This is a genomic window from Ohtaekwangia koreensis, assembly GCF_900167975.1.
Taxonomy (GTDB): Bacteria; Bacteroidota; Bacteroidia; order Cytophagales; family Cyclobacteriaceae; genus Ohtaekwangia; species Ohtaekwangia koreensis.
On sequence record NZ_FUZU01000002.1, the window covers coordinates 303,783 to 323,968 of the forward strand.

Sequence of the window (20,186 nt, forward strand, 5' to 3'; positions counted from 1 at the left end):
AATCTGCGAATACATTTCACTATTTTAGACTTCGTAACTCAATTGTCTTTTTCAAAAAGTCACGTGACGTCTTGTGGTTTGGATCAATTGCTATTGCTTTCTCGAACTGCTCCTGAGCTTTATCAAGTGCACCCAATTGCAAGTTACACTCACCAATTGAGAACTCCGCCAGCAAGCTATCCGGGTTAACAGAAAGAGATTCTTTGAAATCTTCGATGGCTTCCTCCCATCTTCCGAGATCCATTTTACAAAATGCTCTGTTGTCTATAGCTTCGAAGAATTCAGGAACGAGATCTATAGCTTTGGTATATTCGTCTATTGCAAACTCATACTTTTTTTCATCGGTGGGGCTATGGGCTCGCTTATAATATTCACTAGCAATGCCTACTATAAATTTAACAGCTTGCGTCTGCCTTAAGAATTCATGATACCCGATCAAATCATCTGCACGTATGGTTCCTTTCGCAAAGAAGATCGCATCATTAAAACCATTCTTATCGATAGGCGCATGATAAATCTGTACTTCCAGGTTTTCCAAATTTTCTGAAAGAGGCAAAGAAGCCTGAGGCTCGTAACATAAAACATGATAGGTATTATTTCCCTGATCAAAGTTTAGAAGTTTATACAAATTATATCGTCCATCAAAGAATGAATAGAAAATATCTCCTACAGCGAGTTCTTTATTGTTTTGATCCTTCATTTACTATTATCAGAGTCCTTTAATAATTTAACGTAGTCTACTTTCTCAAAACTATATTCCATTTGTTTTTGATTGTTACAATAGTTTATAATCATATCAAACTTGTCAGCACTTTCAACAGGTATGTAAAGTTGATAATGCGAATTTCCTGATGCCTTTGAAAATTCGAAGATTGTTAGTTTCGAGATAGGGTCGATAATGTGCAACGTTAATGTTGTTATTGAATCATTATCGTTGTGAAGATGATCTGCTATTGAAAGCACACATTTATACGTATTTACTTTGTTAACCGATTGTAATGGGACCGGATACGGACCATCCATATACCAATAAACAAAAGCGCTATCATTGACTATACGTCTTCCCGCATTTCCCCAATCAGAAGGAGCATACAGGTAGTATGCATTTTTATACCTATACACTGGCAACCAATGTTTCGGTAACCCTAACGATTTCTGCTTTTTAAACGAAGCTGCCTTTTCTTTCTTAAAGTATTCATAGTTTGCCTCATATGTCGATCTGTTGTCCTCATTGAACTGAAAGTCTACTAGCCATTTATATTCCTGAGAATCGTGACCTTTGTCAATATAAATAATGTGACGATAGTCGTTTGTGATTTCCTTATGTATAATAATAGTGTCTGCCTTATTTATGTCCCCCGAAAATGTACCGACAACACGAGCAATCTGGTTGTTATCTATTTTGTCAGATGTACTGATAGCTGCAGCCTGCTTTCCGGCACACATGCAAATAAGAAGAAGTGGAATTAGTATTTGTTGCATTCTCTAAATCTAAACATAGGGCTGTATATTTTCAAACCTCCAAAAGTATTTCAGGAACGATTTACACAAATCGCTTCAACGAAAGTATACAACCCAGATGAAACCCTTCATGATAAAGCAGATACTCAATCGCTTCGTCTATATTCGGCACCTCAAACCCATAAACTTTTGGTATCATGACAGACGGGGAATAATTCTGAAATATAGCTTTGTCGAAATCAGACTGAAATCTATCAATCGATGTAATCAATAAGTCTTTGAGATTCACAATCTGCTGATCATTTAAGACCGCACTCGGCTTAGTGCCCGATATATATGGGGAGAAATACCGGTCATCTACAGTAATGGGTAAACCTGCCCGTACATAACACATGTTTTGTTGAGAGGAGATAAGATGCCCCACATTCCAGACTATATTATTGTTATAGCCTGGAGGGATATAATTAAGTTGTTGCGCTGTCAATCCTTCGATTTGCTTCAACAAATAAAGCCTGAAGTTTTTTATTTTATCAATCTTCGTGTTCATGGAATGCTTTTAATAATGATCCTGGTATGAACTTATATGAAACCAATTTTACTGAATTCCCTATTCTAAACTTATACATACTATATGATACACGTAAGTAAAAAGGAGTTACCTCCCCCCATTACCTTGCGCCTTTATACTCACTTCTTCTCTTAATCACTTGTAAAATATTCTCCTGAATATCTTGCATGATCCATTTACCCCAGAGACTTGCGTAGAAGTTAAATGTAGTAGTGAGTTTAAACTCACTGTAAAGATGGAGTCTGTATTGGTCTGAACCGATTTGTTCAAGTATATAGGTGCCTTCCAATACATTAAAGAATGCACCTCCAACAACAATGTGTTCATCAAACGTAGTCGAAGGAATTTCATACGGGTTTGCATGTATCGAGAAATTCATCATCTTCTCATGCTCATATTTCAAAACAGTTTCATCGAATACAAGACCATGCGAAAATATAGCTGCGCGCTTTGCGCCAACACCTTCATAGTTAAGCTCTGCACATATAGGTCGTGGCAGCTGTAAGAAATTCGTCAAGCGCCCACGATCCTCGTTCGGCTGTATTTCCTTCACGCTTGTTACATTACTCCATATCTTCTCTTTCGATGCATTAATATCAATAGATGTGTCGGCCCTATAAAATCCAGGAATATCTCCAATCACTTTTTCAATCGGCCCTATGAAGAATGGCAGAATGATAGCAGCCGATATATGCAGATTGTTTGTACGCTTTGATTTTTTAAGTTTAAAGTATCCACAAGTAAGTCCGCCTAAACTTGCAAAGAACAGAAAGATTGGAAAGACCATAATCCAGCAAGCCCAACCTTCAATGGCAAATACCAGGGTTACTATAAGGAATATGAATATAGGTATCCACGGACAAAAGACTAGGTAACGCTTACTTTTCGCCTTGTCAGAACTTGAAAGATATATAGTTAACACTCCTACACCATAGGGCAATGACATAAAAAAAGTCAGTGTCATGACGGACCATAGCGACTCCAACCCGCTAAAACCAAATGCAAGCCGAAAGAGAAGAGCAAAAGCAACAGGAACTCCTATGACGATAATTGGTGTTTTGAATTCTTTCAGTGTCATTTATACTTAAAGAGTAGTTCACTTAAATATATAATTATTAATATTATTTCCCGAATACATTCTAGCTTGTAAAATACCAGTAGAGAAATAGAAATGTCTTTCTTGTTTGATCTTCCTTACTCCGCTATATTTCGAGCTTCGCAACAATGAAACACATTCCAATACGGTATATAAATACACCCCAGGAAGAACAGAAATTCTCTGGAAGCTTTAGCATACGCGACATTCACAGTCTGCTTGCAGGGAAGGATATCATTCAAGAGCTTCACCGGCACGACTTCTTTTATATACTGGCATTGGAAAAAGGAAGAGGTAATCACGAGATCGATTTTAGATCCTACGAAATTCGTGACTATTCAATATTTCTCATGCGTCCCGGTCAGGTGCATCAGCTTACTCTGAAAGCAGGGAGCTCGGGATACTTGATTGAATTTAACACTGACTTCCATTTTTTAAAAGATAAGGTATCGAGTGAACTCTTGCGAAAAGCTACTGATCTCAACCACTATCAATTTGAAGCCAACAGCCTTAAAAGGTTAGTCGCTATACTAGGCTATATATTTGAAGAGTATACTATCAAAAAGGAAAGATATCAGGATGTGATCAAAGCCAATCTTGAGATTTTCTTTATCGAACTTATCCGGCAGAATAGTAATGCTACACCGAATACCACCAACCCCTACACACAGGAGTGTTTTGAAAAATTGTCAGAACTTTTAAAGACGCATATTGTCAAACACAAGCAAGTATCATTCTATGCAGACAAGTTGAGTCTTTCCCTCTATCAGCTTAATGCCATTACAAAAGGAGCGCAGGGGAAGACGTGTTCAGAGATTATGAACGAATATATTATACTGGAATCGAAACGATACCTTCTCGCAACATCAAACCAGGTAAATCAAATTGCAAGTTACCTGGGTTACGAAGACGTTTCCTATTTTATCAGGTTCTTCAAAAAGCACACAGGGCAATCACCGGAAGCGTTCAGGCATAATTTCAAATGACTACTGAGAAAATATTACAATAAAGTTTAGCCAGCCTTTATACCATTACAACTAACATTTCACGTAAATATTTTTTTCTTTATCAAATGAAAGAACCTACTTGAACATTTCTTTGTTCAAAAAAAGTCATATTACCGTCACCTATTTGTACAGGCATGAAAATACTTTTAAACTACCTCAAGAATTATAAAGGCCTTATTGCCATTGCTTTACTGTTAGCTGCAACCAGTCAGGTTTTCTCACTTTTAGATCCTCACATCACAGGTAACATCGTTGACGACTTCATCGAGAAACGTGACTCACAATCCCGGGCGGAATTTGTGAGAGGTATTCTCTACCTGGTAGGGCTCGCAGTCGGTGCCGCCATGGTATCTCGTATAGCGAAAAACCTGCAAGATTATTTCACAAGCATTGTCGTTCAGAAACTGGGTGCTAAAATGTATGCCGATGGACTTAAGCATTCGCTGGAACTGCCCTACCAGACTTTTGAAGATCAGCGTAGTGGCGAGACATTAGGTATATTACAGAAAGTACGCACCGATTCAGAAAAGTTTATCACTTCGTTCATCAGCATTCTGTTTTCTAGTTTGGTGGCTATGATTTTCGTAGTAGTATATTCACTTACGGTTAGCTATAAAGTTACGCTGGTATATTTCGCTGCCGTTCCGATCATTGCTATTACAAGTTGGTTATTGAGCCGTAAGATCAAAGTAGTTCAAAAGAATATAGTAAAGGAAACTACATCCCTGGCAGGCTCTACAACAGAGTCTCTGCGAAATATAGAGTTGGTAAAAAGCTTAGGGCTTGCCAACCAGGAAATCCAACGTCTGAATAACACAACCTATAAAATCCTCGACCTTGAACTTAAGAAAGTAAAGTATGTACGCGGGATGAGTTTCTTGCAAGGTACTACCGTTAACTTTATAAGAAGTGCCATGGTTGTTATTTTACTGATGCTCATTTTTGATAATGAAATTTCGGCTGGTAAATATTTTACATTCCTCTTTTACTCATTCTTTCTGTTCACTCCTTTACAGGAATTAGGAAATGTAATCATTGCATTTCGCGAAGCAGAAGTATCGTTACTTAATTTCAACCGGATTCTGAATCTTCCAAAAGAAGCTAAACCAAAGAACCCTATATATGTAGACAAGATCACAGATCTTACTTTTAAAGATGTTACCTTTCAACATCAGTCTGCAAGTAGAACTGCATTGAATAATATATCTTTTGAAACCAACAATGGTAAGACCATTGCATTTGTCGGCCCATCAGGCTCCGGTAAAACTACACTTGTAAAATTATTGGTGGGCCTATATAAGCCTAAGCAAGGAGATGTACTATACAATGGTGTTTCGAGTGCAAGCATAAATATGGATGAGCTGCGCGAAAAGATTGGATTTGTGACACAGGACACGCAACTGTTCTCTGGCACCATTCGCGAAAATTTATTATTCGTAAGACCTACTGCCACCGATGAGGAGTGTATGATTGTATTGCAGAAGGCTGCATGTCAGTCTTTATTGGAACGTGCCGATAAAGGTCTCGATACTGTTATAGGCGAAGGCGGTGTAAAAGTTTCCGGAGGAGAAAAACAAAGATTATCTATAGCGCGCGCACTGCTTCGCCAGCCAGATATACTGGTGTTTGATGAAGCAACGTCATCTTTAGATTCTATTACGGAAGAAGAAATCACCTGGACTATCCGCGATATTTCGACCGCGAAAAACCACATTACTATATTGATTGCACACCGTCTCTCTACCGTGATGCATGCTGATCAGATTTATGTACTTGAAAAGGGTAACATTGTTGAATCCGGGAAGCATGATAAACTCTTGCAGGAAAAAGGATTATACTATGCAATGTGGCGACAACAGATCGGAGAGAATGTTCATACACGTGTTAAAACAAATGGAGTTGCTGTAAGTTAATAAGATGGCGTTCTGTACGAAGCTTTAGCTTAGACCTTAAGCTAAAGCTTCACTCCAAAATCATTGAGGCTGTTCAGCATCCCACTCGAAGTACTCGTCTTTCTCGAGTTCTACTTCCTTCTTCTTCTGTGTGCCTTTATTTTTGAAGGCTTCACGAAGTTCCTTCACTTCGTTCTTCAGGTCGTTCACGATTTTCTTTTTCACGGCCTCGGTATCGTATTGAATGCGGTAGTCGTCAGTGGTCCCTGTGATTTTCAGATAAAGTTTACTTTGTCCGGAGCCATCATCGCCAATGGCGTCTTTAGCTTCGAGATCAGCAGCTCCTCGTTGTCGCAGTGGTGTAATAATCCTATAGTCAATGTGCTGATCGAACGTATGCGTACCGCTTACCTTGAGGCTGGTAACATTGGTGCGCACTTCCATTTGCGGTATATAAATAGTTTTATTCTCGATGTGTATTTCATTCTTTAAATCAGAAAATCGCAAACGACTAAGACCATCATCTTTTATATAGCGCTTCAACTTCTGCATGGGCTCAAAGTTGTTAAGTTCGCCTTTTTTGATCACGACCCCTATATCTGCAATTAACGTCTCCGGGAAGAGACGAAGATTAGGCTTCAACACCATCTCCATGTTAACATCAGCATGCGCCTGGCCCTTTAAATGCTTATCCTGTATGAAGTCCTGTTGGAAATTTTCGAATACGTAAAATATACTATCGACATATATACCATTTAACCGTATCGTACTTACAACATCTATAGCTTTTCGATTCTTGGCATCTACAATGCCTGAGCATTTGAGGTCACCACCCATCGATTTCAATGTAATATTGCGCGATACCGCCATTTCATTCTTTACGAGCAGATCACCTTTCAGATCGCTGCCGTGAAAACGTTTATACTGCAATGCCTTTACATCGCAGTTAAAATTCAGGTTTATATTTCGAGATATACTGAAATTATACTCCTGTTCTTTATTGGCAGAAGGTTTGCCGAATCCGATAGCTAGCAGTTGATTGAGGTCTATAAATTCTGATTTCAGATCGGTTTCTATACCAATAGGCTGGTCTTCAAATAACAGGAAGGTGATTATGTTTTTGAAGAATCCATTGAGCATAAAATCGCTGTTACCTAGTTCACCAGCAACATTACTTAAAGCCAGGTCGTTGTTACTGAATTGCAAACTACCTTTCAGATTTTGAAGCGGCACTTTGTCATCTCCGTATAGCAGGCTGATGTTCTGAAGTTCTACTGTACCTTGTGTGGATACGCGTTGCGCAGTTGCACGCTTTTTCAACAAACCAATTCGTCCTTCAAAAGACACATCTGCCAGCAACGAACCGGATACATTTCTGATCTCGGGCACCGGGTAAAAATCAAATACAGAAGCAGCATCTACGCGACCTTTGAAATCGCACATTACTTCAGGGTCACTGAAATTCTGTAGTATAAAATTGGCAGCAAAGGACTCACCATTCAGGCTTCCCTTTATATTCTTCAATACCAATGTAGCCTGTCGTGGATCGGAGATTTCACTGCTCGCAAAAGATCCTTCGAGGCTTGCGCCTTCAATCCGTGTCTTGAATTCAGGATGAAATATAGTGGCATCCTTAAAACCAAAGTCGATAGAAAACAGAGGATTTCTCCGTTTGCTGATCTCACCTTTTAATTTTGTTTTAAAGTATACATCACCTTTACTCTGGTACTTCGTTAAGTTTTTGGTAGCCGATTCCGGTAATAGTGAAAATATAGTCTGTATATCTGTATTCTCACCTTCAGTAACGAGGTCAATTAGATTTTCATTTTTCCAGTTGTAGGTACCATGCACGGTGAAGGAAGATTGCCTAAGCTTGAGGGTTGAAGGATTGATGAGAATATTGCGCTCCCGATCGTTATATACCAGGTCGGTTTCTATCATAAACGATTTATTCGCGAGGTATGTCCCAGTACCGATGTTGATTCGTTCGGAGGTTAATTGTCCCTCAGCATTAATATTGTATACATCGTTGGTTGTGCCTATGGAAGCAACAAGATTCTCACTGGTAAACATCAGGTCTTCGGTAGCAGCTATATTTATATAGTGAACACGTGTATTTTGCAGACTTACATTCTTCAACTCAAAGCTTACCGTCCCGGATGAAGCCTGCTTTTTATCTTTATTCTCCTTTAATATAGTATAGTTGTTATTGCCATGAGCATCGATCTTCAGGCTGGTTTCGCTGTCGCGGATCTGAAGGCCTCTGATGGTATATTTTCCTTTCCATACTTCAATAGGATTTAGTTGAAAGGAGATCGTATTTGCTGTCAGCAGTGGATATTTACCGGGCTGACTATCCTCCACGTATACATCTGTAAATACGATTGATAGCTGTGGGAACTTCTCAAACCATGAAACGTCCATCTTACCGATAGTCACCGGTGTGTTGAGGCTCTTGTTAACCTCCTGAACAAATTGGTTGATGATTTTATCCTTAAACAGGAATACTGATATCGACAACGATACAAAGAGGACCGCCAAGGTTAGTCCTGCATAAAAAAGTATCTTCTTAAACGTTTTCAAGCTTAAAAAATGGTTTGACAAAAATACGTTTCAAAAATCAAACCACTGAATAAATAACGCTGCTCCCGGTATATAAAAGCTAAAGTCGTGAAAATAACGACCAACCCGGGGCGTAGCTATTGAATTGAGATCTTCTCGGGGATCAGAATCGCTGCGGGGAAATACCGTTTTACGGCTGCATAGTCTTGCTGTGCATCCATACGACTAAAGTATTTACCAACCTTTACACGGAAGATTGGCTCTGTAAACTGCACTTCTGTGTTGAGTTTTGGTAGTGCTGTGGCGATCTGTTTTTTCGCATTCAACGCTTCTTCACGTCTTCCGGAGTATACTTGTATAGTATACCCCTCAACAAATTTACGGCTCAGGTTTATATGATCAATGCTATCCAATACACCATCAAGCCTTCTGTTCACAGTAAGCTTCGGCTCAACATAAACTGTTGTTGTAGCTTTTGTATTATCCGTGGTAGTGCTAGTTGTGTTGGTTTCTGCAGGAGCTGCTTCAACTTTAGGCCTCCATACAGAAAGATCTTCCGAATATTTTCCCGTCTGGGAAGTTGTGGTCGTCTTCTTTTGAGTGACACAACTTCCCAGCAGAAATATAGCTGAAAGTATATATAGCGATTGTTTCAATACCTGCATGATTAATCTATTATGATACAGCGGTTGTTATTGATATCGTCTTCTACCTTCTTGAATTTCACATCACGAAGAACACGCCCGTCAGGATACTGAACGCTTACCTTATCATTCCGATTGGCAACCTTCTCTGACTTGGCTGGCATTACTTTCTCTTGTGGAGGACGATTTGGCTGAGGCTGCTGTTGTTGGCTTCCTCCTCCACCACCACCACTTAACAGTGATCGTGACTCTTCCTTCTGTTCATTCAATCTAACACGTGAACGACTTACGCGTGCTTCCTGAACATCGTCCGGCTGTTGCACGGGTATATCTGCTTTCAACAAGAAGGATATAGTATCTTCATTTACTTTCGCGATGAAGCGTTTGAAAAGCTCGAAGCCTTCAAACTTATAAATCAAGAGTGGATCTTTCTGTTCGTACACTGCATTCTGCACAGACTGTTTCAGATCATCCATCTCACGCAAGTGTTCTTTCCAAAGTTGATCGATGATGGCCAGTGTAATCATCTTCTCCATGGACTTTATCAGCTCGGTGTTATTCGTCTCTACGCATTTCTGAAGACTCGCTGCTACACCAATCTGCTTCTGACCATCACTGAATGGAACGAGTATATTTTCAACGGTAGCTCCGCGTGATTTAGAGATCTCATGTACCACTGGCAATGCCTTATCAGCGATAACTTTATTTTTTCTATGATAATGCTCTAGTGATTTGTGATAAAGATCGTCTGCGAGTTTACTCTGATCGAGCTTCTCAAAAGTTTCCCTCGAGATATCATAATCCAATCCCAATACTCCCAATGCATTGAGGCGGAGTGCTTCGTAATCATTACCATTTTTGGCGTTGATTACCATATCCTCACATGTATCATTTAACATGTTTAGTATATCCAGCTCAAGACGTTCTCCGAACAACGCATTTCTTCTACGCTTGTATATAACTTCACGCTGTGAGTTCATCACGTTATCGTACTCGAGCAAGCGCTTCCGTATACCAAAGTTATTCTCTTCTACTTTCTTCTGTGCACGTTCGATAGAGCTTGTCACCATGGAGTGCTGAATTTCTTCACCCTCTTTCAAGCCAAGTTTGTCCATAATGCGGGCGATACGCTCCGGCATGAACAAACGCATCAGGTTGTCTTCGAGAGATACATAGAACTGAGATGTTCCCGGATCGCCCTGACGACCTGAACGACCACGCAACTGGCGGTCTACACGCCTTGATTCGTGACGCTCTGTACCAATGATTGCAAGACCACCTGCGGCTCTCGACTCTGGTGTAAGTTTTATATCAGTACCACGACCTGCCATGTTAGTGGCAATCGTTACTGTACCCGGCTTACCGGCTTCCGCAACAATTTCTGCTTCACGCTGATGTTGCTTCGCGTTCAACACCTGGTGTTTAATCTTCCGCATTTGCAACAGGCGGCTTACTACTTCCGATATTTCTACAGATGTAGTACCAACGAGTACCGGACGGCCTTCACCGGTGAGCTTTACAACTTCATCTATAACTGCATTGAATTTCTCGCGCATCGTTTTATACACGAGGTCATCATAATCTTTACGAACAGCTTGTCTGTTGGTAGGTATAACTACTACATCGAGCTTATATATATCCCACAACTCACCTGCTTCTGTCTCGGCAGTACCCGTCATACCAGCAAGTTTGTGATACATACGGAAGTAATTTTGCAACGTGATAGTAGCGTACGTTTGTGTAGCGTCTTCTACCTTCACATTCTCTTTCGCTTCTATAGCCTGGTGTAATCCATCAGAATATCTTCTTCCATCCAATACACGACCAGTCTGTTCGTCAACGATCTTTACTTTACCATCAACAATAATATACTCGGTATCTTTTTCGAAAAGTGTATAAGCTTTTAAAAGCTGATTTACACTGTGGATACGTTGTGATTTGATTTGATAATCGCGGATCAGCTCTTCTTTTCGTTGAAGCTTCGCTACATCATCCAATGTTGATTCTCTTTCGAGTTTATTGAGCTCCGTTCCGATCTCAGGCAAAATGAAGAAGTTGTGATCTTCACCTTCTCCGGTAATAAGATCGATACCTTTTTCCGTGAGTTCAACGCTGTTATCTTTTTCATCGATCACAAAATACAAAGGCTTATCCGCCTCTGGCATGTTGCGCTTGTTATCTTGTAAGTAGTAGTTTTCAGTTTTCTGTAGAACAGCTTTACTACCGGCTTCACTTAAAAATTTAATAAGTGGTTTATACTTTGGCATTGCGCGATGCGCACGGAATAAAGCCAATCCACCATCCTTATCATTTCCTTCTGTCAGTTGCTTTTTAGCTGTTGTCAGGTAATCGTTCACCAGCTTTTTCTGTGCTTCAACCAACTTATATATACGTGGCTTGAGATCGTAAAATTCATGTTCATCACCGCGAGGAACAGGGCCTGATATAATCAATGGCGTACGCGCTTCATCGATCAACACAGAGTCAACCTCATCAACCATTGCATAGTGATGGGTGCGTTGTACAAGTTCTTCAGGGTCGCGCGCCATGTTATCACGCAGATAGTCGAAACCGAATTCGTTGTTGGTTCCGTAGGTTATATCTGCACGGTATGCATTTCTGCGTGCGTTTGAATTCGGTTCATGTTTATCAATACAATCTATACTGATACCGTGGAACTGGAAAATCGGAGCCATCCACTCGCTATCGCGGGTAGCCAGGTAGTTGTTTACGGTTACTATATGAACACCGCGCTTAGCAAGTGCATTTAGAAACGCAGGCAATGTAGCCACGAGCGTTTTACCTTCACCGGTTGCCATCTCGGCAACTTTACCTTCATGCAATACTATACCACCGATGATCTGCACATCATAATGCACCATATCCCAGGTGATCATGTTTCCGGCAGCCATCCATTTATTATACCAACGAGCTTTGTTGTCTTCGATCTTTATATGCTCACGACCTACAGAGAACTGACGATCGAAATCCTGCACGGATACTTCGAGGTATTCATTTTCTTTAAAGCGTCTTGCCGTTTCGCGCACAATAGCAAAAGCTCTCGGCAGCACTTTCATCAAGACTTTTTCAAGTTCTTTATTGCGTTCTTCTTCCAGCGCATCGATCTCCTGGAAGATGGCTTCCTTATCGTTAATCTCAAGCTCAGGGTTATCTGCTATTTTTTTATGAAGAGACGCTAATTTGTCGTCTATGTTTTTGAGTTCCTGGTTTATGAATTCCTGGATCTGCTTTGTTTCAGCACGAAGTTCATCGTGACTTACGGACTTCAGTTTTTCGCCTTCCTGTTTAGTCTGCTCAACCAACGGCATAATGCGCTTGATGTCCTTCTCTGACTTTGTTCCGAATAATTTGGCAATGAGTTTCAGCATAGTATAGTCGTTATCCGTTAGTTGTTATCTGTCATCCGGCTCGCGGTGCCTGAATTTTTACCCCAGGCGGACAGCAAATAACCCTTAACCTCCCCAAAAGGGGCTTAAAGTTAATTTGTTTTTTGAGATTTCAGGGAGAACAATTACAGTTCCAAGTCGCCTTCGAACACCATTTTGGCAGGACCAACGAGGAAAATTTCTGAGAACGTGCCGGAGTGGCTGGATTTGAATTCAACAGACAGGTCGCCACCTATAACTTTAATGTCAACCGGAGACGAATATCCTTTCAATGAAGCAGCCAATGCGGCTGCAGTGACACCTGTTCCACACGAAAGTGTTTCGTCTTCCACGCCACGTTCATAGGTACGCACATAAATTGTATTGTCTGCCAGAAGTTGTACAAAGTTTACATTTGTCCCTCCGGGCTTGAACGCATTACTATATCTTATCTTTCTTCCCTCCTCTACCACCGGGTACTGTTTGATATCGTCAACAAACCGGATATAGTGCGGAGAGCCGGTGTTAAGAAAATAGTCGTCACCGATCAATTGAATTTCTTTTACATCATTCATTTTTAAACGAATGATACCAGCCGATAAAAGCTCTGCCGAATGCGGGCCATCGTAAGCCTGAAAAGTAGAGTGCCCATTTACAAGCCCCAGCTGAGAAGCAAAATGAACTGCTGCACGACTTCCGTTGCCGCATAAACTTTGCGAGCCATCGCTATTAAAATATTCCAGATTGAAATTGAGCGAAGGATGTTTTTCGATCAGCATAAGTCCATCTGCGCCTACACCAAACTTCCGGTGACAGATTTTTTCAATCTGTTCTTTCGTAAAAGACAGTTTGCCTTCGCGGTTGTCCATCACCACAAAGTCGTTACCGGTTGCCTGATATTTATAAAAATGGAGTTTCATAAATCGATACTGGGAGAATTAGCTGCAGGAGAACAAGATTTAATAACAATCCTATTCTAATCGTATTATTTTACTTCTTCGTAATCAACATAATCGCCACCGTTCAATTTGCTCTTCTTGGCTTGTGGTGGAGTTCTGCGTTGTTGTTTAAAATCCTTTAGCTCTTGCGCAGCAGCTCCTGCACGAAAAAAGAACTTGCCTATCTTATAGAAGACATAAACGATGAGACTAAGTATGATAAGGAATCTGAACATATTACTTCGTTTAACAGCTTAAACAGAAATACAAAGGTAGAGGTTCGCTTGTAATTAGCAATTCACGGCTACTGCAGAGAGGAGACGAAAGATGCTGCAAATTATTTCAGTCCGTTGGCTTTACATGAATAATCCTTACCGTTTTAGGAAATGCGATTAAACATTTTTCCTAGGTTAAACATGTAACGCTTCCAAAAAAGAAACCCCGGAGATTTCCCCAGGGTTTCACATTAATTTTAATTATCAGTATTATCGACTCAGGTATAAATTCCGTTCCGAGTAAATCTTCATGAAGTAATCATCCATCAGGTCATCGATGAAATAAATCGCTTCGCCCGTAGATTTCATTTCAGGGCCAAGCTCCTTATTTACTTCCGGGAATTTATGGAAAGAGAACACAGGCTCTTTAATCGCGTATCCCTTGCGGGTAGGATTGAAAGTAAAGTCTGTCACTTTCTTCTCGCCCAGCATCACCTTCGTTGCGTAGTTTACATACGGTTCATCGTATGCTTTGCAAATGAACGGCACCGTTCTGGAAGCACGCGGGTTTGCTTCAATGATATATACCTTGTCGTTCTTGATGGCGAACTGAATGTTTATCAAACCAACCGTGCGTAACGCTACTGCAATTTTTTGAGTATAGTTTTCGATTTGTTTGATCACCAGATCTCCGAGGTTAAATGGTGGCAACACTGCGTATGAGTCACCGGAGTGAATACCCGCTGGCTCAATATGCTGCATAATACCAATGATGTATACATTTTCACCATCGCATATAGCGTCTGCTTCTGCCTCAATGGCACCATCCAGAAAATGGTCAAGCAATACTTTATTTTCCGGTAAATGTTTCCAGATGTCGAGGATGTGATCTTCCAGTTCCTGTTCGTTGATCACGATCTTCATGCTCTGTCCTCCGAGTACATACGATGGACGCACCAACAACGGGAAGCCTATTGTTTTACAAACTTCCAGCGCTTCATCTGCATTTGTCGCTACACCAAATTCAGGATATGGAATTCCAAGTTCCTTCAGCAGAGACGAGAATCTTCCGCGATCTTCCGCAAGGTCAAGTGCCTCGAAAGAGGTACCGATTATTTTGATTCCGTATTTATCAAGTTTCTCAGCAAGCTTCAATGCCGTCTGGCCACCCAACTGAACAATTACACCTTCCGGTTTTTCATGTTGAATGATGTCGTAAATGTGTTCCCAGAATACAGGCTCGAAATATAGTTTATCTGCTATATCAAAATCAGTGGATACAGTTTCCGGATTACAATTGATCATGATGGTTTCATAACCGCACTCTTTCGCAGCCAGTACACCATGCACACAAGAGTAATCAAACTCTATACCTTGTCCAATACGATTCGGTCCTGAACCCAACACTACTACTTTCTTCCGATCAGAAACGGGGGACTCATTCTCCGTGTCGAATGTAGAATAGTAGTATGGAGTTTTTGCTTCAAACTCTGCCGCACATGTATCTACTAATTTATATACCCGATTGATCCCAAGCTCTGTACGCTTTTTATGTACATCACTTTCATAGCAATCTACCAAGTGAGCAATCTGCCGATCAGCGTATCCTTTTTCTTTTGCTGTGCGAATCAGAGAAGCCGGTATGTTTTCAATGGTATACTTTTCAATTTCTTTTTCGAGTTCAATCAACTCTTCGATCTGCTTTAGGAACCAGCGATCGATCTTTGTGAGTTTCAGAACGGTCTTCATTGGTATACCGAGCTTCAACGCATCGTATATGTGGAAGATCCGGTTCCAGGATGGATTCTCAAGGCTATGCAAAATTTCATCTTGCTTCGTCAGTGATTTTCCATCTGCACCAAGACCGTTTCTTCTGATCTCCAGTGATTGACAAGCCTTTTGTAAAGCTTCCTGGAAATTTCTTCCAATACCCATCGCTTCACCTACTGACTTCATTTGCAAACCTAATCTGCGATCTGCTCCGTGAAACTTATCGAAGTTCCAGCGTGGAATTTTCACGATCACATAATCTATAGCAGGTTCGAAGTATGCTGTTGTTGTTTTGGTGATTGCATTTTTCAATTCATCGAGGTTATACCCGATGGCAAGTTTTGCTGCAATCTTCGCGATAGGATACCCCGTAGCTTTTGAAGCCAACGCTGATGAGCGCGAAACCCTTGGGTTAATTTCTATACCAATGATGTTGTGATCGTTATCCGGGTCGAGCGAGAATTGTACGTTACAACCTCCTGCAAACTGACCTATACCGTTCATCATTTTGATGGCAAGATCGCGCATGCGCTGATATACTGTGTCAGGCAACGTCATGGCTGGAGCAACCGTGATAGAATCTCCGGTGTGAATCCCCATCGGATCGAAGTTTTCAATCGAGCAGATGATGATCACGTTACCATTACCATCGCGAAGCAATTCCAATTCGTATTCTTTCCATCCCATGATACTTTGCTCCACCAACACCTCATGTATAGGTGATGCGTGCAAGCCATTGTTCAAGGCATGATCGAATTCGTCAGGGCTGTTTACGAAGGCTCCACCGGTTCCGCCTAATGTATAGGAAGGACGAATCACCAATGGGAAACCAATTTGCTGAGCAATTTCTTTTCCCTGGAGGAACGAACTCGCAGTACCTCCCTTACAAACACCTACACCAAGCTCGAGCATTTTCAGTCGAAACTTCTCACGGTCTTCGGTAGTTTCAATGGCTTTGATATCAACACCAATGATACGTACTCCGTAATGCTGCCAGATTCCTGCTTTGTCGCAATCAATGCAAAGATTCAAAGCAGTTTGTCCGCCCATTGTAGGGAGCACCGCGTCAATATGGTGCTTCTCCAAAATCTCACGAATTGATTTTTTGGTCAGTGGCTTCAGGTAAACATGATCAGCCGTTACTTTATCGGTCATGATCGTAGCCGGATTAGAATTGATCAGCACGACTTCAATGCCTTCTTCACGCAACGAACGCGATGCTTGTGAACCTGCATAGTCGAACTCGCAAGCTTGACCAATAATAATAGGGCCGCTACCGATGATGAGTATGGAGCGTATACTTCTGTCTCTTGGCATTTTTGTAGTGGAGTGGTATGAACAAAATTGCGCAAAAATATAACATGAGGTCGAATGCTAAAGCGATTCGGAAGATTAAATATTAAAAAGTGCAATCCATACAATTGATAGGATGTCCTTCATATTCTGAAGCAGACTCTTTTAGCACCATGTGACCGTTCCCGTTACCGTTTGAAAAACTTATTTTCGATGCACAAAAGATTTTAGAATTTTAGAGTAAACAAATCTGAAGGATGAATCTGAACGGTAAAGCCCGGGAGCAAAATACATATGACGCCATCGTTGTGGGCTCGGGCATAAGTGGAGGATGGGCCGCGAAAGAACTTTGCGAGAAGGGGCTGAAAGTATTGATGTTGGAACGTGGCAAAAATGTAACGCATCCGAATTACCCGACTGCAAGTGACGATCCCTGGAAAATTGATTACGCTGGAAAGTTAACAGCAGCTGATCGAGAGAAAGGTCCGATACAATCACGTCATTATTCTTATCGGGGCGACAACAAACATTTTTACATTAACGATCTCGAGAATCCCTATACTGAAGTGAAACGCTTTGATTGGATTCGAGGAGATGTTGTTGGAGGGCGGTCGCTTTTGTGGGGACGTCATTGCTATCGCTGGAGCGATCTTGATTTTACAGCGAATCATGAGGATGGCTTTGGCGTTGACTGGCCTATTCGGTATAAAGAGTTAGAGCCGTGGTACGATTACGTTGAAACATATATAGGGGTGAGCGGTCAGTCCGAAGGTCTCGATCATTTACCCGATGGAAAGTTTCAACCTCCCATGGAGATGACGTGCGTTGAAAAAAAATTCAAGGAGCTCTCCGAGAAGAAATTTCCGGACCGAAGAATTACCATCGGACGAATCGCCAATCTCACACAAGCTGTTAAAGGCCGGGGTACCTGTCAGTATAGAAATCTTTGTCATCGTGGTTGTCCGTATGGTGCTTACTTCAGCACGAACGCGAGTACAATGCCTGCAGCTTTTGCCACCGGCAATCTTACACTCCGACCAAATTCACTTGTGAACAGAGTGCTCTATGATGAGCAAAAACAAAAAGCGATTGGTGTTGAAATTATAGACACCGAGAGTAAAGAGACAATTGAATATTACTCGAAGATATTATTTCTGAATGCTTCTACGCTCGGTACAACGTTCATTCTACTCAACTCGATTTCAAATCGATTCCCCAATGGATTAGGAAATGATAGCGACCAGGTCGGTCGTAATCTGATGGATCACCATAAACATGCTGGTGCCGAAGCATTACTGGACGGATTTGAAGATCAATACTATTTCGGACGGAGGCCTAATGGACTATATGTACCTCGTTTCAAGAACCTTGGCAAAAAAACAGAAAATTATTTTCGCGGTTTTGGACTCATGGGAAGTTCGTGGCGTAGTGGTTGGATGAGTCATTTTGCGTCTGATGAAATAGGAGAATCTCTGAAGCAAAGTATTCAGAAACCGGGTCCATGGGGAATATCTTTTTCAGGTTATGGCGAATGTTTGCCTTACCAGGATAATCGCGTCACCTTAAACAGCGATACAAAAGATGCCTATGGACGCAACACGATAACAATTGATTGCGAGTTTAAAGAAAACGAAATGGCAATGCAGCAGGATATGGCTCAGTCATCTGCAGAGATGTTGGAGGCGGCAGGATTTAAAGATATCAAGCCCTATATCCGTACATCTGCGCCTGGTAATGCAAATCATGAAATGGGAACAGCACGCATGGGGCGCGACCCGAAGACTTCGGTGCTCAATGGATTCAATCAAATGCATGCCGTGAAAAATATATTCATTACCGATGGCTCATGCATGACTTCTTCATCTTGTGTAAATCCTTCATTAACCTATATGGCCATGACTGCACGCGCCTGCGATTATGCCGTGAAACAACTGAATAAATTAAATATCTGATTTCAACGAACCCATAACCATCCACATATATATCATGAAACGACTCGGTATAGTAATTTTTGTTTTCGCCTCGTGTCTGAGCTACGCACAAAAAACTGATAAAGGCTGGCGAAAACTTTTCAACGGTAAAGACCTTACGGGCTGGAAACAGATCAATGGTAAAGCTCCTTACAAAGTTGAAAACGGAATGATTGTAGGAACAACGATCAGTGATTCGCCAAACTCTTTTATTGTTACAGAAGAAACATTCGGTGATTTCATTCTTGAGCTTGACTTCAAAATGGATGATGGTACAAATTCCGGAATACAGTTTCGCAGCGAAAGCAAGCCTGATTACTTAAATGGAAAAGTATTCGGCTACCAATTGGACATTGATCCTACACCTCGCAAGTGGTGCGGTGGTATATATGATGAATCGAGAAGACAATGGCTATATCCGTTAGAATATAATACCCCTGCTAAAAATGCATATCGTAACAACGAGTGGAATACGGTTCGCATCGAAGCAATAGGCAACGCGTTGCGCACCTGGATCAACGGCATTCCATGTGCCCATATTATTGATGACATGACCTTGCGTGGCTTCATCGCCCTGCAAGTGCACTCCATCAACAAACCGGAAGAGGCAGGTAAACATGTGTGGTTTAAAAATGTACGCATCAAAACCGAAAACCTGCAACCCTCACCAATGGATTCTATTTTCGTAATGAATTTTGTTCCGAATACATTAACAGAGCAAGAAAAGAAAAACGGTTTTGTTTTTCTGTGGGATGCCAAAACAACACAAGGATGGAGAGGCGCATACAAAGATAAATTTCCGGAGCACGGATGGGAGATCAAAGACGGTACCCTGAGTGTGGTGAAGTCAGCAGGAGCAGAATCACAAAACGGAGGAGATATAGTTACTACCAATGAGTATGGAGCCTTCGATCTCCAGTTCGAATTCAAATTGACAGAAGGCGCCAACAGCGGTGTAAAATATTTTGTTACCGAAAAAGAAAACAACCAGGGCTCTGCTATAGGACTTGAGTACCAGGTGCTCGATGATGAAAAACATCCGGATGCTAAATTAGGCGCTGCAGGTAATCGCACCCTGGCATCACTATACGATCTGATTCCTTCCGAAAAAAATCCAAGAGGTCTTAAAAAGATTGGTGAGTGGAATAACGGTCGTGTTATAGTATACCCTGATAACCGCGTAGAGCATTGGCTGAACGGATACAAAGTGGTAGAGTATAAGCGCGGCAACAATATATATAAAGCTTTGGTGGCTCGTAGTAAATATGCACAGTGGGAAAATTTCGGCATGGCAGAAAAAGGACATATACTCTTGCAGGACCATGGTGATAACGTGTCTTTTAGAAGTATCAAAATCAAAGAACTAAAATAAAGATCAGGTAGC

Annotated in this window: 14 protein-coding genes; 4 read left to right on the forward strand and 10 right to left on the reverse strand. The window is 41.3% G+C overall.

What is annotated here, in order from left to right:
* Positions 1–19: 19 nt before the first annotated feature.
* The 4 genes from B5Y40_RS14205 to B5Y40_RS14220 form a co-directional block, all read right to left on the reverse strand.
* The gene (locus tag B5Y40_RS14205; RefSeq protein WP_079687461.1) at positions 20–700 is read right to left on the reverse strand and encodes a tetratricopeptide repeat protein; all 681 of its coding nucleotides are present in this window, start codon (positions 698–700) and stop codon (positions 20–22) included.
* Positions 697–1,482 (reverse strand): hypothetical protein, encoded by a 786-nt coding sequence (locus tag B5Y40_RS14210; protein ID WP_079687462.1) that lies wholly within the window; start codon positions 1,480–1,482, stop codon positions 697–699. Before B5Y40_RS14210 ends, B5Y40_RS14205 begins: the two co-directional genes overlap by 4 nt.
* A 61-nt stretch (positions 1,483–1,543) precedes the next feature.
* Positions 1,544–2,008, reverse strand: coding sequence for a DinB family protein (locus B5Y40_RS14215; RefSeq protein ID WP_079687463.1), 465 nt, complete (start codon positions 2,006–2,008; stop codon positions 1,544–1,546).
* Between the two features lie 121 nt (positions 2,009–2,129).
* A complete protein-coding gene (locus B5Y40_RS14220) occupies positions 2,130–3,107 on the reverse strand; it encodes a hypothetical protein (RefSeq protein ID WP_079687464.1) in 978 nt (325 codons plus the stop codon).
* A gap of 146 nt (positions 3,108–3,253) precedes the next feature.
* Here B5Y40_RS14220 and B5Y40_RS14225 point away from each other — a divergent pair, with 146 nt between their 5' ends.
* On the forward strand, positions 3,254–4,111 hold the full coding sequence (locus B5Y40_RS14225) for a helix-turn-helix domain-containing protein (protein WP_079687465.1): 858 nt from the start codon (positions 3,254–3,256) through the stop codon (positions 4,109–4,111).
* A 155-nt stretch (positions 4,112–4,266) separates the two neighbouring features.
* Entirely contained in the window at positions 4,267–6,045 is a 1,779-nt protein-coding gene (locus B5Y40_RS14230) for an ABC transporter ATP-binding protein (protein WP_079687466.1), read from the forward strand.
* A 60-nt stretch (positions 6,046–6,105) separates the two neighbouring features.
* Here B5Y40_RS14230 and B5Y40_RS14235 read toward each other — a convergent pair whose 3' ends face one another.
* The 6 genes from B5Y40_RS14235 to carB form a co-directional block, all read right to left on the reverse strand.
* Positions 6,106–8,607 (reverse strand): AsmA family protein, encoded by a 2,502-nt coding sequence (locus B5Y40_RS14235; RefSeq protein WP_079687467.1) that lies wholly within the window; start codon positions 8,605–8,607, stop codon positions 6,106–6,108.
* 116 nt (positions 8,608–8,723) lie between these two features.
* Positions 8,724–9,251, reverse strand: coding sequence for an SPOR domain-containing protein (locus tag B5Y40_RS14240; protein ID WP_079687468.1), 528 nt, complete (start codon positions 9,249–9,251; stop codon positions 8,724–8,726).
* Between the two features lie 2 nt (positions 9,252–9,253).
* Complete coding sequence (secA, locus tag B5Y40_RS14245) at positions 9,254–12,619, reverse strand: preprotein translocase subunit SecA (protein ID WP_079687469.1); 3,366 nt, start codon at positions 12,617–12,619, stop codon at positions 9,254–9,256.
* 143 nt (positions 12,620–12,762) lie between these two features.
* Positions 12,763–13,536: a diaminopimelate epimerase gene (gene dapF / locus B5Y40_RS14250; protein ID WP_079687470.1), complete on the reverse strand. Its 774-nt coding sequence runs from the start codon at positions 13,534–13,536 to the stop codon at positions 12,763–12,765.
* 65 nt (positions 13,537–13,601) lie between these two features.
* Positions 13,602–13,790, reverse strand: a complete 189-nt coding sequence (locus B5Y40_RS14255) for a hypothetical protein (protein ID WP_079687471.1) — start codon at positions 13,788–13,790, stop codon at positions 13,602–13,604.
* 249 nt (positions 13,791–14,039) lie between these two features.
* Entirely contained in the window at positions 14,040–16,856 is a 2,817-nt protein-coding gene (gene carB, locus B5Y40_RS14260; RefSeq protein WP_079687472.1) for a carbamoyl-phosphate synthase large subunit, read from the reverse strand.
* 233 nt (positions 16,857–17,089) lie between these two features.
* Here carB and B5Y40_RS14265 point away from each other — a divergent pair, with 233 nt between their 5' ends.
* Entirely contained in the window at positions 17,090–18,784 is a 1,695-nt protein-coding gene (locus B5Y40_RS14265; protein WP_079687473.1) for a GMC oxidoreductase, read from the forward strand.
* A 34-nt stretch (positions 18,785–18,818) separates the two neighbouring features.
* Complete coding sequence (locus tag B5Y40_RS14270) at positions 18,819–20,174, forward strand: 3-keto-disaccharide hydrolase (RefSeq protein ID WP_079687474.1); 1,356 nt, start codon at positions 18,819–18,821, stop codon at positions 20,172–20,174.
* Positions 20,175–20,186: the final 12 nt, after the last annotated feature.

Excerpts from the sequence above, each read along its gene's own strand:
- B5Y40_RS14205 (WP_079687461.1), bottom strand. The coding sequence starts at position 700 with ATGAAGGATCAAAACAATAAAGAACTCGCTGTAGGAGATATTTTCTAT.
- B5Y40_RS14210 (WP_079687462.1), bottom strand. The coding sequence starts at position 1,482 with ATGCAACAAATACTAATTCCACTTCTTCTTATTTGCATGTGTGCCGGA.
- B5Y40_RS14215 (WP_079687463.1), bottom strand. The coding sequence starts at position 2,008 with ATGAACACGAAGATTGATAAAATAAAAAACTTCAGGCTTTATTTGTTG.
- B5Y40_RS14220 (WP_079687464.1), bottom strand. The coding sequence starts at position 3,107 with ATGACACTGAAAGAATTCAAAACACCAATTATCGTCATAGGAGTTCCT.
- B5Y40_RS14225 (WP_079687465.1), top strand. The coding sequence starts at position 3,254 with ATGAAACACATTCCAATACGGTATATAAATACACCCCAGGAAGAACAG.
- B5Y40_RS14230 (WP_079687466.1), top strand. The coding sequence starts at position 4,267 with ATGAAAATACTTTTAAACTACCTCAAGAATTATAAAGGCCTTATTGCC.
- B5Y40_RS14240 (WP_079687468.1), bottom strand. The coding sequence starts at position 9,251 with ATGCAGGTATTGAAACAATCGCTATATATACTTTCAGCTATATTTCTG.
- secA (WP_079687469.1), bottom strand. The coding sequence starts at position 12,619 with ATGCTGAAACTCATTGCCAAATTATTCGGAACAAAGTCAGAGAAGGAC.
- dapF (WP_079687470.1), bottom strand. The coding sequence starts at position 13,536 with ATGAAACTCCATTTTTATAAATATCAGGCAACCGGTAACGACTTTGTG.
- B5Y40_RS14255 (WP_079687471.1), bottom strand. The coding sequence starts at position 13,790 with ATGTTCAGATTCCTTATCATACTTAGTCTCATCGTTTATGTCTTCTAT.
- carB (WP_079687472.1), bottom strand. The coding sequence starts at position 16,856 with ATGCCAAGAGACAGAAGTATACGCTCCATACTCATCATCGGTAGCGGC.
- B5Y40_RS14265 (WP_079687473.1), top strand. The coding sequence starts at position 17,090 with ATGAATCTGAACGGTAAAGCCCGGGAGCAAAATACATATGACGCCATC.
- B5Y40_RS14270 (WP_079687474.1), top strand. The coding sequence starts at position 18,819 with ATGAAACGACTCGGTATAGTAATTTTTGTTTTCGCCTCGTGTCTGAGC.